13 protein-coding genes and 1 riboswitch are annotated in these 15,647 nt (G+C 37.0%); of the genes, 8 read left to right on the plus strand and 5 right to left on the minus strand.

Annotated features, from left to right (window positions below):
• The first annotated feature begins 148 nt into the window (after window positions 1-148).
• The 3 genes from AB3H93_RS06650 (at window position 149) to AB3H93_RS06660 (ending at window position 5,232) form a co-directional block, all read left to right on the plus strand.
• Window positions 149-2,590, plus strand: coding sequence for a hydroxymethylglutaryl-CoA reductase, degradative (locus AB3H93_RS06650; RefSeq protein ID WP_368020344.1), 2,442 nt, complete (start codon window positions 149-151; stop codon window positions 2,588-2,590).
• Between the two features lie 231 nt (window positions 2,591-2,821).
• Window positions 2,822-2,989: riboswitch (M-box (ykoK) riboswitch) on the plus strand.
• 281 nt (window positions 2,990-3,270) lie between these two features.
• Entirely contained in the window at window positions 3,271-4,410 is a 1,140-nt protein-coding gene (locus AB3H93_RS06655) for an FtsW/RodA/SpoVE family cell cycle protein (protein ID WP_010719601.1), read from the plus strand.
• Between the two features lie 45 nt (window positions 4,411-4,455).
• Window positions 4,456-5,232, plus strand: coding sequence for a phosphatase PAP2 family protein (locus tag AB3H93_RS06660; RefSeq protein ID WP_034700241.1), 777 nt, complete (start codon window positions 4,456-4,458; stop codon window positions 5,230-5,232).
• A 249-nt stretch (window positions 5,233-5,481) separates the two neighbouring features.
• Here AB3H93_RS06660 and AB3H93_RS06665 read toward each other — a convergent pair whose 3' ends face one another.
• The 3 genes from AB3H93_RS06665 to AB3H93_RS06675 form a co-directional block, all read right to left on the minus strand.
• Window positions 5,482-6,198: a hypothetical protein gene (locus tag AB3H93_RS06665; protein ID WP_034867500.1), complete on the minus strand. Its 717-nt coding sequence runs from the start codon at window positions 6,196-6,198 to the stop codon at window positions 5,482-5,484.
• A gap of 231 nt (window positions 6,199-6,429) precedes the next feature.
• The gene (locus AB3H93_RS06670; protein ID WP_010719598.1) at window positions 6,430-6,684 is read right to left on the minus strand and encodes a hypothetical protein; all 255 of its coding nucleotides are present in this window, start codon (window positions 6,682-6,684) and stop codon (window positions 6,430-6,432) included.
• Window positions 6,685-6,704: 20 nt separating this feature from the next.
• On the minus strand, window positions 6,705-7,556 hold the full coding sequence (locus AB3H93_RS06675; RefSeq protein WP_034700247.1) for an aldo/keto reductase: 852 nt from the start codon (window positions 7,554-7,556) through the stop codon (window positions 6,705-6,707).
• 171 nt (window positions 7,557-7,727) lie between these two features.
• Here AB3H93_RS06675 and AB3H93_RS06680 point away from each other — a divergent pair, with 171 nt between their 5' ends.
• The 4 genes from AB3H93_RS06680 (at window position 7,728) to tuf (ending at window position 11,354) form a co-directional block, all read left to right on the plus strand.
• Complete coding sequence (locus AB3H93_RS06680; RefSeq protein WP_010719596.1) at window positions 7,728-8,732, plus strand: nucleoid-associated protein; 1,005 nt, start codon at window positions 7,728-7,730, stop codon at window positions 8,730-8,732.
• A gap of 341 nt (window positions 8,733-9,073) precedes the next feature.
• Window positions 9,074-9,454 (plus strand): VOC family protein, encoded by a 381-nt coding sequence (locus AB3H93_RS06685; protein ID WP_010719595.1) that lies wholly within the window; start codon window positions 9,074-9,076, stop codon window positions 9,452-9,454.
• A 44-nt stretch (window positions 9,455-9,498) separates the two neighbouring features.
• The gene (locus tag AB3H93_RS06690) at window positions 9,499-9,903 is read left to right on the plus strand and encodes a GNAT family N-acetyltransferase (RefSeq protein WP_368020345.1); all 405 of its coding nucleotides are present in this window, start codon (window positions 9,499-9,501) and stop codon (window positions 9,901-9,903) included.
• 263 nt (window positions 9,904-10,166) lie between these two features.
• Entirely contained in the window at window positions 10,167-11,354 is a 1,188-nt protein-coding gene (gene tuf, locus AB3H93_RS06695; protein WP_010719593.1) for an elongation factor Tu, read from the plus strand.
• A gap of 105 nt (window positions 11,355-11,459) precedes the next feature.
• Here the strand turns inward: tuf and mprF are convergent, their stop codons facing one another.
• Both mprF and AB3H93_RS06705 read right to left on the minus strand, forming a co-directional pair.
• A complete protein-coding gene (gene mprF / locus AB3H93_RS06700) occupies window positions 11,460-14,045 on the minus strand; it encodes a bifunctional lysylphosphatidylglycerol flippase/synthetase MprF (protein WP_010719592.1) in 2,586 nt (861 codons plus the stop codon).
• Window positions 14,046-14,066: 21 nt separating this feature from the next.
• Entirely contained in the window at window positions 14,067-14,783 is a 717-nt protein-coding gene (locus tag AB3H93_RS06705; protein WP_010719591.1) for an alpha/beta fold hydrolase, read from the minus strand.
• A 211-nt stretch (window positions 14,784-14,994) separates the two neighbouring features.
• On the opposite strand from AB3H93_RS06705, the gene AB3H93_RS06710 reads away from it, so the two are divergent.
• Window positions 14,995-15,627 carry a lysozyme family protein gene (locus tag AB3H93_RS06710; protein WP_053766455.1) on the plus strand — a complete coding sequence of 211 codons (633 nt, stop codon included), beginning with the start codon at window positions 14,995-14,997 and terminating at the stop codon, window positions 15,625-15,627.
• Window positions 15,628-15,647 lie beyond the last annotated feature (20 nt).

Raw genomic sequence — 15,647 nt, forward strand, 5'->3', positions numbered from 1 at the left:
TACTAAAGTATCATAAAAAGATTAAAAGAAATATAAAAAAGCGAATATTTAAGGATTTGTAAAATTTATTCCTAGATTTTTTTGAAGCTGTAGTGAGGTATTTGTTTTTAGCATAAACAATGGTATATTTTTCTAGGAGGTGACTGACTTGAAGGAAGTCGTTATTATAGATGCTGCGAGAACGCCAATTGGAAAGTATCGTGGCAGTTTAAGCAGTTTTTCTGCTGTAGAATTAGGAACAATCATTACAAAAGAACTGTTAGAAAAAACAGGTATCCATAAAGAAAACATCGATCAAGTAATATTTGGAAATGTATTACAGGCGGGGAATGGTCAGAATGTTGCCAGACAAATTTCTGTCAATAGTGGTATCCCTGTTCAGGTTCCTGCCATGACAGTCAACGAAGTATGTGGCTCAGGAATGAAGGCGGTTATTTTGGCTCGCCAATTGATTCAGTTAGGTGAAGCTGATCTAGTAGTCGCAGGAGGCACTGAAAGCATGTCACGTGCGCCACTGCTTCAGCAATATGAAGCAGAAAATGCAACTTATGAAGAGCCGATCTCAAGTATGGTCAATGATGGGCTGACAGATGCGTTCTCAAATGCACATATGGGCTTAACTGCTGAAAAAGTAGCGAACGAATTTTCCGTTACGAGAACAGAACAAGATCAATATGCGCTCAACTCACAAAAAAAAGCAGCTCAAGCTAGTGAAAACGGGGTATTTGAAGCAGAAATTATTCCCGTTACTTTACCTGATCAAAGAATCATGGATAAAGACGAAGCCATCCGAGGGAATAGTACACTGGAAAAATTAGGGACTTTGAAAACTGTTTTTTCCGAAAATGGGACTGTGACAGCAGGGAATGCTTCTCCGTTAAATGATGGAGCATCGGTATTGATTTTAGCTTCAAAAGAATATGCGATCAAACATGGGCTTCCTTATCTTGCAACAATCAAGGCTGTTTCTGAAATTGGGATTGATCCGAGCATTATGGGAATTGCACCTATCTCAGCAATCCAAACATTATTGAAAAAAGCAGAAATTTCTATTGATCAAATCGATCGTTTTGAGATCAACGAAGCATTTGCGGCTTCATCGATCGTGGTCAATCGCAACTTAAAACTAGCTGAAGAAAAAGTCAATGTAGATGGTGGTGCCATCGCACTCGGTCATCCGATTGGTGCAAGTGGTGCTCGTATTTTGACAACATTAAGTTATGGCTTGAAACGAATGAACCAACAATATGGTGTGGCTTCTTTATGTATTGGTGGAGGCTTAGGACTAGCCATGTTACTTGAAGCAAATCTAGAAACGGAACAATCAAGTGACCAAAAAAAAAAGTTTTATCAACTGACGCCTGAACAACGTCGGAGTCAGTTGGTTAGTGAAGGAATCATCAGTCAATCACAAGCTGATGAATTAAAAGTAGGAACACTCTCTGAAGAAGTAGCCAATCATTTGATTGAAAATCAAATCAGTCAAGTTGAGATTCCTCTAGGGATTGCACCTAATTTTCAAATCAATGGAATCAAAAGGCAAGTACCGATGGCGACAGAAGAACCGTCTGTAATTGCTGCAGCCAGTAACGGTGCAAAAATATGTGGAGACATTACAGCAATTACACCACAACGCCTGATGCGTGGTCAGATTGTACTATCAGGGGAACTGGATAATCGAGGCATAACTGATGCTGTCATCGCCAGACAAGATGAACTACTAGCATGTGCGAATGCAAGTTATCCCTCGATCGTGAGACGTGGTGGTGGAGTGCAGGAAATCGCAACAAGAAACTTTAAGGGCAATAATTTGGATTACTTATCGATCGATTTCTTGGTTGATGTAAAAGATGCGATGGGAGCTAATATCATCAACGCTATCTTAGAAGGTGTTGCCCAGAAAATACGTTCCTGGTTTCCTAAAGAAGAGATTTTATTTAGTATTTTAAGCAATTTCGCAACAGAATCATTAGTAACAGCTAGTTGTGAGATTCCCTTCGAGCGATTGGGAAAAACGATTGAAGCAGGAAAGAGAATTGCTGAAAAAATTCAACAAGCTTCCGAGTATGCTAAATTAGATGTTTATCGGGCAGCAACACATAATAAAGGGATCATGAATGGCATCGAAGCTGTCATTCTTGCTACTGGAAACGATACGAGAGCTTGTGCAGCTGCCGTTCATGCGTATGCTGCGAAAGATGGTGCTTACCAAGGCCTGTCAGACTGGCAAATGATTGGAGATAAGTTAGTTGGACAATTAACGGTACCTTTGGCAGTGGCAACAGTTGGAGGGGCTTCTAGGATTCTTCCAAAAGCAAAGATTGCACTAGACATGTTGAAGATTGAATCAGCAAAAGAATTAGCTCAAATCATTGCTGCCGTCGGTTTAGCACAAAATTTAGCTGCTTTGCGGGCATTAGTGACAGACGGTATCCAAAAGGGGCATATGTCGCTTCAAGCTAGAGCCTTAGCGATCACAGTCGGGGCACAAGGAACTGAAATTGAACAAGTCGCTGAATTTCTAAGAAAAGCCGAAGGAATGAATCAGGAAGTAGCTAGAAAATTTTTGATGCAATTACGTAAAAAATAAGTATTTATAAAAAAGAGAGACTGATTGGGATAACAGCAGAATGGATAAAAAGCTACTATATATTTATTATATTTATTCATATATTTATTCATATTATTCCTAGTCAAAAGCTCTCTTTTTTTGCTAATTGTCGGTAAAATTAAGGAAAAGGTTAAATATGACTAAATTTTTGCGAACTTTCTATGGGATGCTATTGTGAAATTGTTCATTAAAGGATATACTTTTTTCAAATTTAATACTTGTTAGGCGAGGCTCCTAAACAAACATAGGCTATTGCGCAGAAACGTCGAAAGACGCCAATGTGTAAAACAGGAATTGTCGAATTAAGGCTCTTCATAAGATAGCTAAGAGAAATCTTTACGTTGTTTAGTGTCAAAACTCACACGATGAGATAGTTGTTGATGTACGCAACTTTAACAAATAAGCCGAAACTTCTAAAAATCTTTGCTGATTTTTGTGAATTTTCGGCTTATTTTTTGGAGTTGGATATTTACACCACTTACTTGAAAATAAATCACAGCACATTTTGATCACGCTACTTTTATTTTTCCTCATGTGAAAGTGACTCCTTTTGCCTAATAGAAAGGATGGCAAAATGGATACTAGTTGATAACGGATGTTTTGATAAGAAGATTAGAGAAATTCTGGTTAAGAAAACTTTCGTTTAAGAGGTGTTGTGTGTGAAATCAAAATCATTTGAGTTTAATTATGCGTTATTTTTGCCGATTTTTCTCTTTTATTTATTAAGTATCGGTGTGCAATATGGAGCAGCAGTCTACGACCAAGTGCCTTATAAAACTATTGTTTTAAAACAAGTGATCTTTTGCATTGCTTCATTAGGACTTTTGTTACTGACACAAAAAATCAAGACAGCATTATTGTTACGGTTGTCTCCTTATTTTTATGCCATTTCATTAGCAATTATGAGTTTGCTCTACAAATTTTATGATCCGGTGATGTACCAATTAACCGATACGAAACGTTGGCTGAGGATTGGTAGTTTTACTTTTCAACCTTCTGAATTGGTTAAATTGACTTTTGCATTAGTTCTCGTTTATTTCACCTTGCTTTATGAAAAGAAAGTCAGTGAACGTACCGTGAAAACGGATCTGATCTATGTCTTTCAAGTTCTGTTGATCAGTTTACCAACTTTCTTGTTGATGTATATGCAAAAAGATTTTGGGACAAGTTTGGTATTTATTATTTGTTTGGGGGCTCTGTTCATGATTGCAGGGGTCCATTGGAAGATCTTGGCCGTATGTGCTAGTTTTTTATTTATTATTGGGGTCATATTGATTTGTCTAGTTTTTACGAAATACGGTAATGAGATCCTTTATAGTCTGAACTTTAAGACGTATCAATTAGACCGGGTGAGAGCTTGGATCGATCCTTTTGCTTACAGTCAATCGATCGGATACCAACAATCACAAAGCTTATTGTCTGTTAGTGCAGGTGGATTTAGTGGACGACCAGCTGAAATACCACCAATCTATGTACCAGTACGTGAATCAGATATGGTATTTACTGTAATTGCCGAAACGTTTGGTTTTTTAGGTAGCGTGACCGTCGTTTTTCTATATTTCTATCTTTTCTACCAAGTTATTTACACTGCGATACAGACAAACAATAAAGGAAATCTATATCTAGCGGTAGTACTCGTATTTGGACTATTATTTCAAATCGTAGAAAATATCGGCGCTTCGATTGGTTTACTGCCTTTAACAGGAATTCCTTTGCCTTTTCTAAGTCAAGGAGGAACCTCCTTGTTGATCATGGGAGGCGGATTAGGTATGATTTTAGGTTTTAAAAAAGTAGAATAAGTCATTTGTTTAGTCAGATGAAGTTAGAAAGTAAGTGAAAGTTTTATGAGTGATTATCAACAAAAAGCACTGAAATTATCAATCGTTCCATTATGTCTTTTGATTGGATTGATTTTATGCGTAAAAATCAATCCTCCATGGTTCGAAACACTAGATTTAGCGGTTTATACAAAAATCGATTTACCTAATTTTCCACAACTAACAGCGATTGTTCGTTTGTTTGCTAAGTTAGCAACGATTGGTCCGACCTTATGTTTCGCCTTTCTTTTTGCTTTTTATATTTGGAAAAAGAATTACCATTTGTTAGCGATTTGGAATATCTGTAATATCTTTGCGGTTAGTTTTTTTGGGTATATTCTAAAAAAGCTCATTGCACGAATCAGACCTGCCGTTTCACAATTGGAAATACGTACGAGTTACTCGTTTCCTAGTGGACATTCTTTATTATCCTTTGCGCTTTTCCTAACAATTATCTTATCGTTAAGTATTATTTGGAGTCGTCAGGATACCAGAAGAGTTGCTTGGTATCTTATCAGCTATCCATTGCTGATTGCAGCAACTCGATTATATCTAAGAGTCCATTATCCAAGTGATATTTTAGCTGGATTTTCGTTAAGTGCAGTAGTAGTTTTATTGTCTTATGTTGTTTGTTTCTCTTTTATCTCCACAGATTCAATATTGAAAACAAGGCAATTAGAGAAGAAAAAAACGCTTTTTTCTAAAAAGCAAAAAGTAGTTTTAGGTCTTTTAGTCCTTTTACTAGCAGTAATTATTTCTGGTGTCGCTTATGAACTGAATGTCTTTTATCATGCACATGGGTAAGCTGGAAAAACATAACCAATAAACTAAGGGGAAGAGACCGCTTGTTTTTTTGGTTCTATCTTTTTTAAGATTGGTGAAGATTATTGACAACTTTTGGTGATTCAAAGTAATAGAAAAAATATTTTACTATAAAAAAATGAGCAGAGGCCAATTGCCTTTCTGCTCATTTAACATTTTATGATTTCTCATTACCGGCATCATTTGACAAAAAGCCGTTTTTTGATGCGGTGGATAGATTTGTGAAACTGATTATCTTTCTGAAATAGCTGTTGCAGCAAACTGTTCGATCAATGGGATCAATGTCAGTTTCACTTTGTATTTGCGTTCTAACGCTTTTTCAATTGTAAATTGGTTTTCTGCTGTCATTGAAATTTCAGCTAATTTACGTGGTTCATCTGAGGTTTTCTCATAGATGACTGCTGCATCAGCTTCTTTTTCTACATAAAATTTTGGATATTCCGCTACTGCGCTTGAAAAATCAGCGAAATTCAAAGCGGCAGTTTCAGTTGAGCGTTGTTTTTCAGTTGTTTCCGCTTTTGATACTTCAGCTGTTTTAGGTGATTCCACAGGTTTTGAGTCAGCAACTTTTGTTTCAGCAACAGGTGTAGAAACCTCTTGAGCAGTTGGTTCATCATTTTTAAGACGTTGATCATTCCAATAAGAAACGATTTCAATCAATAAGTTGTCACGGAAGCGTTCAAAAATGTCTTTTTCTCCTGAACGGATTCGTTTTAAGACAGTTGTGAAATTATCATCAATCGGTACATTGATGCGAGTATCTTCATTTGTTTTTCCTGCAAGTCCAATCGTTAAGATGTGGCGGTCTTTAGGATCAAGCATGACTTGTAAAGGTAAGCCGTAACGACGTAGACTTTCATCCTCTAAAGAATGAAATAATTGACTTCTGATTCCATCTAAAGAAGGACGGAATTGATTGAGTAATTTTTGTTTTTGTTTTTTCTTCATATGTTCTCTCCTTCGCTCATACCCTTTCGATTATAAGAAAAAAAAGATGAAATGAAAAGGATTATACGAAAAAAACTTAGATATGTATGTATTTATACGCATTTTTTTAGGAAAATATTTGTTTTTAACAGAAATGTTTCCTCTTTTTAGGTGTATATCAAAAGATAAGCCGATACGACACCGGCAAGAAAAACTCAGTGTGTATCGGCTTATCACGATCATTGAAGTCAGCTACGTTGTTTTGGAACAAGGAATCAAAGCAAAGACAGACAGTTCAGGTGAATAGATCACTTCATGTCCTTGCCAAGTCGTAACCATTAGCGAATGATCGAAACGGTTGGTTAGCTCTTGGATTTTTTGATCATGGGACCAGTTACGTGCTGGGAAGTGTTGGATCTTGTCTGGTCCGATCAAAAAGATAAAATCAGGATGAAAAGTACGAGTGATTTCTTCTGAGAGCCTTTCTAAACGTTCAATCGGAGTCATTGTTATCAAACATCCTTAAATTAAAATTGGGTAGTATCTGGATCTTTTGCTTTACCAACTACGCCATCTAATTGATCGATTTGTTGCATTTCTTCTTCTGACAGTTCAAAGTCAAAAAGTTCAGCATTTTCTTTGATCCGACTAGGAGTTACGGATTTTGGCAGAGGCAAGAAACCATGTTGTAAGGACCAGCGTAAAGCAACCTGAGCAATACTCTTTTGATGGGCTTTGGCAATTTCCTGCATCTCTGGTACATCGAAAATTTTCCCTGTGCCAAGCGGGCTGTAAGCTTCTAGGATCATTTCGTGTTTTTTGGCATAGTCAACGACTGCTGGTTGTAATTCACCAGGAGCTAAGAAAATTTGGTTGACCATTGGCATGATCTTGGCTGTTTTTTGTAACGCATCCAGATGATGGGGCAAGAAGTTGCTGACGCCAATGGCTTTGATTTTTCCAGCTTCATACAGCTCTTCAAAAGCTCGCCAAGTTTGGGCGTTTGCTTCTTCCCAATTGTCACGGAAAGCCACAGGATTAGGCCAGTGGATCAAGAAAAGATCAATATAATCTGTTTGTAATTTTTGTAGTGATTCTTCAAACGAAGACATCACTAAGTCATAACTGTGATTGGCATTCCAAAGTTTTGTTGTTAGAAAAATCTCTTCTCTGGGAATCCCACTTTCTTTGATCGCTTGACCGACGCTTTCCTCATTTTTGTAACCTTGTGCTGTATCAATGTGGCGATAACCAGCAGCCAGCGCTTCTTTGACTGAAGAAACTGCGACATCGCCATCCGGTGTTTGCCAAGTACCAAAACCAACAATCGGAATTTCATAACCATTTGATAAACGATACGTATTTGTTAATGAATCCATATTCTCAACTCCTTAATTTTTAGTTCACTTTTAAGTGTAGCGCATTTTCTCAAAAAAGGAATCCATTTTGTTTAGGAGACAATTATTTTTTTCAAAAAAAGGAAAATAATGATTTTCGTTCTGGTATTTTGTATTGATTTTCCGTAAACTAAACCAGAAGGGAATGAGAACATGGATATTTATTTAAAAAAAGCAATTATGCATATTATTGATCGTGAAACGGGATCACCCGTATTTTCTCAACAAGAATTGGATCTGACTAAAGAGTTTATTCGAGATTTTTTACAAAAGAAAATCCAAAAAATTTCTTCTGCACAAACGAAAACAGGACAGCTGTCACCTGAAAGTATGATGGCGAAACAAGTCCAGGACTGTCAAGAAAACTTTGTAGCAGCAAGTGAAGGGATCGTTCAACGCTGGTTCGAGATCTATCAAGAAAGCGAAGAAGCACCAAGCGCTGATGTCTTTGTTGTTTTGTATGAAGTAGATACGGTGATGTATGTGGCTTTGTTAAAAGTCAATTACCGAGAATCCTATACACATTTTGTAGAGGCAGACGAAACAGGAATCGCCAATCAATTGATTTTGAATCGAGCGATATTGGGGGCAAAATCCCAAAAGGCAGATGAAGCGTTTGCGGTGGCGTTAACTGATTTAACCTATGAATTGATTGAAAAAAAATATGAGTTTTCTGGAAAAAAAGAACTCTATTTTTCGGGGAGAGTCATCGAAAGTGTTCCTGCGCCTTCATTAGAAGAGAATGTCAAAGTGATCCAAAAAGTAGCTAAAAGTTTAGGGAAAAAATTTGAAACTGAAGAATTTGATCTAGTGGCTGATTTAAAAGAGGCTGTTTATGATACGATCGAGGAAAAGGGCAGACTAGACCATGAAATGATTGCGGAAAAAGTCTTCAAAGAAAATATCACAGCGAAATTAGCTTTTCAAGAAGAAGTCCAAGAACAGGGATTTGTTGCTGAAGCTTTGCCAGTCAGAGAAGTCCAAGAAATTTCTGAGAAAAAATTTGGTAAACAAAAATTCAAGTTATCCAATGGAATCGAATTGATCGTCCCTGTAGACGTCTACCGAAATCCAGATTTGATCGAATTTGTTAATAACCCAGATGGAACAATCTCAGTCATGATCAAAAATGTAGACGAAGTATTAAATCGTTTATAATTATTAAAAGAATGCTTATTCAGAGAATACAATAAAATGTAGCAGACAAGAAAAGAGCCAAGAGAAACTATAGTGAACGTTAAAAGTTGGATTAAAAAGTTAACTTTTTTCGGTCAGTATAAAGTTTTCCTTGGTTTTTTTGCAGGTGTAAACTATATAAGTAGTGCATATCTTTAGATGTTTCAGAATGACAGCTTTCTTTTTACCAGATAACACCATTTCTTTTGTGAACTGATCACTAAGAGCAAAAGCCAAAATAATCACATCATTCTTTATCAAATAAAGAGAAAATGGTATAAAGGATAGGAAGAGATAACGAAAATATAAAGGAGTGTTACAAAATGAAAGTTGAACATATTGCTATTTGGGTTAATGATTTAGAAAAAATGAGAGCGTTTTATGAGAATTATTTTGCTGCAGAAAGTTCAGAGAAATACACGAATCCTAAAACCCGGTTTCAATCTTACTTCCTGAATTTCACCTCAGGAAGTCGGATTGAATTGATTACAAAGCCTTTTTTATCAGATCGTGCAGTCGATACTTTTGGTTATGCTCATTTAGCAATTTCAGTGGGAACAAAAACAGAGGTGGATTCATTTGCTGAAACATTTGTAAAAGATGGCTTTCCACTGATCAGTGGACCAAGAACTACGGGCGACGGTTATTATGAAGCAGTTATCCAAGATCCTGAAGGAAATCTGATTGAGTTAACGACAGATTGAGACAGATTACATCATACAAAAATATAGCAAAGGATAGGAAGCACATGGAATTCAGCGAAGAGAAAAAAATTGACCTTAATGCATTGTTCGCGCTCTATACAGCTGTAGGATGGTCAGCCTATACGAAGGACATCCAACAATTAGCTATGGGAATCCAACAATCTCTCAAAGTGATAACGGTATGGGACGAACAACAATTGATCGGATTGATCCGTAGTGTCGGGGATGGCGAAACAATTCTTTACATTCAAGATTTGCTTGTTCATCCAGATTATCAAAACATGGGGATCGGGACACAATTAATCGAAAAAATGGTACAAGCTTATCCAAAAGTCAGACAAAAAGTTTTATTGACAGAAAATGAACAACAAACCCGCCGATTTTATGAAAAATGCCAATTTCAGTCGGTAGCGACACAAGAAATGATTTGTTTTTATCGCGATTACTGATAGTTACGAAAGAGCCCATTGTAGTGAAAACAAGGAGATAGTCACAACAATTACGCATGGTTGGCTGATGAAAAATTAGTCATTAATCAGCATAAGTGTTCTTGGTTGACTTTGACCAAGTTTGACGTATAATACAAATTGTTCGATACTTACAAAAAGTAAGGCGGACAGATTCTTTTTGGATTTTTCCAAAGAAGTCTATAATGGACAACAGATGAGAGCAAAACTTTAAAGCTCTAAATTAATTAGGAGGTTTGTTAATTATGGCAAAAGAACATTATGATAGAAGTAAACCACACGTAAATATTGGAACCATTGGACACGTCGACCATGGGAAAACTACTTTAACTGCTGCGATCACTACAGTACTAGGTAAAAAAGGCTTAGCAAATCCTCAAGACTATGCTAGTATCGACGCAGCACCAGAAGAACGTGAACGTGGAATCACGATCAATACTGCTCATGTGGAATACGAAACAGACAAACGCCACTATGCACATATCGATGCACCAGGGCATGCGGATTACGTGAAAAACATGATCACTGGGGCAGCTCAAATGGACGGAGCAATCTTGGTTGTTTCTGCTACGGATGGCCCAATGCCTCAAACTCGTGAACACATTTTACTTTCTCGCCAAGTAGGCGTGAAATATTTGATTGTTTTCTTGAACAAAACAGATTTAGTCGATGATGAAGAATTAATTGACCTAGTAGAAATGGAAGTTCGTGAACTATTAAGCGAATATGGATTTCCAGGTGATGATACACCTGTTATCAAAGGATCAGCATTAAAAGCATTACAAGGTGATCCTGATGCAGAAGCAGCTATCATGGAATTGATGGACACAGTCGATGAATACATCCCAACACCAGAACGTGATACGGACAAACCATTATTGTTACCCGTCGAAGATGTATTTTCAATTACTGGACGTGGAACAGTAGCATCTGGTCGGATTGACCGTGGGGCTGTTCGAGTCGGTGATGAAATCGAAATCGTAGGGATCAAACCAGAAACGCAAAAAGCCGTAGTAACAGGAGTTGAAATGTTCCGCAAAACGCTTGATTACGGTGAAGCAGGGGATAACGTAGGTGTGTTATTACGTGGGATTCAAAGAGAAGACATCGAACGTGGCCAAGTGATTGCCAAACCTGGTTCAATTACACCTCATACTAAATTCAAAGCAGAAGTGTATGTTTTGACCAAAGAAGAAGGCGGACGTCATACACCATTCTTCAATAATTATCGACCACAATTTTATTTCCGCACAACTGACGTAACAGGAACAATTGTTTTGCCAGAAGGAACGGAAATGGTCATGCCTGGCGACAACGTAACGATCGATGTAGAATTGATTCATCCTGTTGCTATTGAAAACGGGACGACTTTCTCCATTCGTGAAGGTGGTCGTACAGTAGGTTCAGGTATCGTAACAGAAATCGAAGCCTGAGAACAAAGGATAGATAAATAAAAAAGACGCACGATTCAACAAGTCAGATGACTTTTAGAATCATGCGTCTTTTTTTCTTCCATCATTAGATATAAGTTGTCATATTCAGCGTTTTTGTAACCATTTCTTTAAACCTACTAATCGCTTTTTATGGTCAACTGGTGCATTATCAATGATCAATAATGCGATCATGACATAGGCAATCCAACTGTCACGTGAATAGGAAGTATAGCGGGAAGTCCAATGAGTCGCATATTTATCTTTATACTCACGCAAGCCGTGGAAAGAGTAAAAATGTGAACCAAATTCATAAACTAAGTAAGCAATTCGTTCTTGAATAAAACTTTTTCTTGAGGTTCCAACGTTGGATAATGGCGCCATCCCCAAGTTGAAAAACTCAATCTGTTCCTCTTTCATATACTCAAATAAATGAAGGAAAAGATAATCCATACTTCCAGCTGGTGCTTTCTCAGGATCATAACGCATCAAATCAATCGTGCCGATTTTGTTATCTGTGTAGGTTGGCATGATCGAAGCAAATGCTACTAAGTCTTGTTGTGGGTCTTTTAAAACAGCGATCGGTGCCCGCTGTAGATAATCTTCTGAGAAGAAGCCCAGTGAAAAACCTTTTTCTTTACGGCTTCCTAACCATCGATCAGAAATTTGTTTGAGTTCAGTCATCTGTGTGGCGGAAAAAGGTGGCTGAATGATCTCAAAAGTAAAACCTTCTCGATCAATTCGATTCAAGATCGCACGTGACCCTTTCATTTTCTTTCCAGAAGTAGTGAAATTGGCTAATTCAACGTGTGCTTCTTCGCCCATTTTGATGAAGTCATAGCCGAATTCATGTAAAATCATCACGATTTCTTCACTCGTTTCGTAAAAGACGGGGAGGTAACACAAACGATCTGTTTCTTCAATAAACGCTTCGATAGCGGCAGGAAAATCTTCTTTTTTACCCGAAGGATCGCCCATCACGATACATTTATTATTGTAACAAGCAAACTGTAATAAAACCGTTCCAACTTGGTCTTTTTCATAAATAAACATGCGCTTGTCTTTTAAGAAAATCAATTGACTGTCAGAATTTCCGCCAAAGGTATGGAGGATATTTAACGCTTTTTCTTCATCCAACGGTTCGCCGACTTGCTGTTTCTTTCCTTGTAGGAAGTGGACGAAAAGAATGATGATAAAGCTTACTGCAATAATAGCAAATAATCCAGATAACCAAATCTTTTCTGACGGGAACAAAAAGAACGAAATAAAATGATGCTTACGATGAGGAAATGTTGGCAGATTATAAACGCCAATAATGATGTAAAGCAACGCTAAGGCACCAATAATCACACCATCAATCGTCAACCATTCCCATGAATAAATGATTTGTTCTCTAAATAATTCATTTTTCGAAGCAATTACGATCAACAACAGTAACAATAGGAAAATAGCTGCAGTAAAGCTAAAGTCAATAATCGTCACATAAGATGCTGCTAAAAAGATCAGTGCAATAGTTGGCCAATAGGCTCTTTTGACTCTTGCAGCAATCCCACGCCCCATAATGACAAAGAGAAATCCTAACAACATACTTGGGAATTGAATAATAAAATGCAACCTTAACGGATTGATACTATGCAGCCAACGAAACTCGGTAAAAGCTTGTGGGATCGTTGCTGAAAGAACCATCATGATACCAGAAAAATATAAAAGGACGACGACGGCTTTATGAGCAATCTCTGTTGCCAGCTGCTTAGGAATACCAGAATAACGTTGATCAAAGGTTGAGCCAATATTCTTAAAGAAAAAGACGATCCCGATCAAAAAAGGAATAATGTAATAAAAAATTCGGTACAGTAAGATCCAAACGACTACAGTTGCCTTTGGCACACCTATGGCAGAAAGACCGATAATCATCATGATATCAAAACTACCGATTTCACCAGGAATCATCGAGACGATTCCGATAACTGAAGCTGCGATAAAGAGCGGTATCGTTTGCCACAAATCGACTTTGATATCCATAAGTGCCCCAACTGCTAGAAAGGTGAACAAGACACCAGACCACTCTAAGATCGAGACAAGCAGCAATTGTCCTTGTGTTTTTAATGAGAGTCCTCCGAGGTAGCCCTCTTTTTTTAAGGTAGTGACCACAAAAACAAGTGGGAAGTATAACCCACCACCGATCAACCAAATCCAATACTGCTTAATAAAAGGCGCAACCGGTGCAAAAAAGACCATAAAAAAAGAAATCAAACTATAAATAGACAGTCCAGCCATTAGAAATAAAAAGATCTTCGACAAAGCTTGCATCAACTGCTTACTGTCTTTTTTATGACCGTATAATTCGGAGCGTAATCCGATGCTGACAAAGCCGCCAAAACCGGCAACATTGTTGATGGTATTGATCAACCAACTTGTTTCAAATAAATAACTCTTTTTTAATTTTTGTCCCAACAAGCGGTTAAGGATGATGTCATACCCAATCATCGGTGCAACAGATAGTAATCCAACAATGAGCATCAACCCCGTCTTCCAAAGTGGGATTGTTGCAAATGTTTCGGCTAATTGAGCGATCGATAGTGTTTTGCCAATATTGATCAATTCACTAACGATAATGACAACCACAGAAATTAAAAAGATTGTTTTAAAGAGACCTAAATGGTTTTTGAACCATTGTAAGGCTTGTTTTAACAAAAAAATCACCTACTATTCTTATTATTCAGACAAAAAATCTAATACTTCTTGATTGAAACGTTGAGGATCTTTTCTAGCTAACTGATGTCCTTGTTCGTTCACTAAAACAAAAGAAGCATTTGGGATCGTTTTTGCTAGGTAAAGGGAGTGTTGCAGTTTGATCACATCCTTTTTTCCAACAATAATCAATGTTTTACATTTAATTTTCTCTAAATCTGCTGTTGAAAGACCGATATCTTTTAACAACAATTTGATCACCAACAAATTTTTTCTAAGCGATGGGCAAACTAAAGAAAGCAACCACATACCAATATAATGACAGTAGCTAAGCAGTCTCGCTGAGAATAAAACCCCTTTAACTAAAGTATTTCCTGAATTTAATATTAATCGATGTACTTTCTCTGGATAATAACTTGAAAAGACCAATCCAAGATTAGCTCCATCACTAAAACCTAGTATATTTGCTTTTGTAATTCCTTCAAGTAGCATGATGGTATAAAGATCTTCTGCCATCAAACGAAAAGACAAGGTATTTGCTTGATTCGTTGAACGTCCGTGACCTCGACTATCAATGAGATAAACGGTATAAAACTGACTAAAGACAGGAACTTGCTCTGAGAAGAAACGACCACTGCCATCATTACCATGGAGTAAAAACAGAGGCATGCCATTTCCGCTTTTCTCATAATAGATCTCTGTTCCATCAGTCATTTTTGCATATTTCTTTTCTTTTTTCACATAATCACCTACTGGTTAAAGTATAACGACAATTCTCCTATAAGAGCAATTGTTTTCCTAAAAAAACAACGATCATTTTCGTAAGATAGTAAAAAATTCCGAAAATTTCAGTTTTTATTAAGGAAAGGAACAAATGATTAGCAAGAAATAGCCAAGAACGATAATAAATAGTAAGATAAAAAAAGATGTCAAAATAACTAGGTGAATGTTTATGAAAAAAAAGAAAAAATCAATCTTTCGAAGAATCGTCTCTTTTTTAGTGATTGTCTTGGTCATAGGAGTATTGATCATCTTAGGAAAAACCTATCAATCGATTAAAAGAGTAGAAAAGTACGAACCAGAAATAACAACAGCAATCAAAAAGTACCATATGGAAGAGTACGAGTCTTTGGTCAAGGGGATCATTTTAACAGAATCAAAAGGCAAGGGGATTGATTTGATGCAAAGTTCGGAAAGCGCCTATGGTAAAGCCAATGTGATCGATAATCAAAAAGAAAGTATCGATCAAGGAGTCAGCTACTTAGCAGAAATGATCAATGAGGCAAAAAAACAAGGATGTGATCTTGATACAGCTATACAAGCCTATAACTTCGGTAAGGATTATATTGTCTACGTAAAAAACCGAGGTGGGGAAAATACTATGGAGATAGCAGAAGAATATTCCAAAAATGTCTTGAGTCCACTTTTAGGTAATGAGAAAAAAACCAAGTATCGCTATTGGCGAGTCCCCTCATTGCTTTACAATGGCGGTTATCTTTATCATAATGGAGGGAACATGTTTTACACAAAAGTTGTCAAGATGAATGAAGACCTCATTGAGTTATATGACAAAGTTTTTAACTAATTGAGTGTAATGCTGAGATT

It is taken from the genome of Enterococcus sp. C74 (assembly GCF_040887125.1).
Taxonomy (GTDB): Bacteria; Bacillota; Bacilli; order Lactobacillales; family Enterococcaceae; genus Enterococcus_B; species Enterococcus_B hirae.

Coding starts and splice junctions, on each gene's coding strand:
- AB3H93_RS06660 (WP_034700241.1), top strand. CDS start 4,456: ATGAGTGATTATCAACAAAAAGCACTGAAATTATCAATCGTTCCATTA.
- AB3H93_RS06665 (WP_034867500.1), bottom strand. CDS start 6,198: ATGAAGAAAAAACAAAAACAAAAATTACTCAATCAATTCCGTCCTTCT.
- AB3H93_RS06670 (WP_010719598.1), bottom strand. CDS start 6,684: ATGACTCCGATTGAACGTTTAGAAAGGCTCTCAGAAGAAATCACTCGT.
- AB3H93_RS06675 (WP_034700247.1), bottom strand. CDS start 7,556: ATGGATTCATTAACAAATACGTATCGTTTATCAAATGGTTATGAAATT.
- AB3H93_RS06680 (WP_010719596.1), top strand. CDS start 7,728: ATGGATATTTATTTAAAAAAAGCAATTATGCATATTATTGATCGTGAA.
- AB3H93_RS06685 (WP_010719595.1), top strand. CDS start 9,074: ATGAAAGTTGAACATATTGCTATTTGGGTTAATGATTTAGAAAAAATG.
- AB3H93_RS06690 (WP_368020345.1), top strand. CDS start 9,499: ATGGAATTCAGCGAAGAGAAAAAAATTGACCTTAATGCATTGTTCGCG.
- tuf (WP_010719593.1), top strand. CDS start 10,167: ATGGCAAAAGAACATTATGATAGAAGTAAACCACACGTAAATATTGGA.
- AB3H93_RS06710 (WP_053766455.1), top strand. CDS start 14,995: ATGAAAAAAAAGAAAAAATCAATCTTTCGAAGAATCGTCTCTTTTTTA.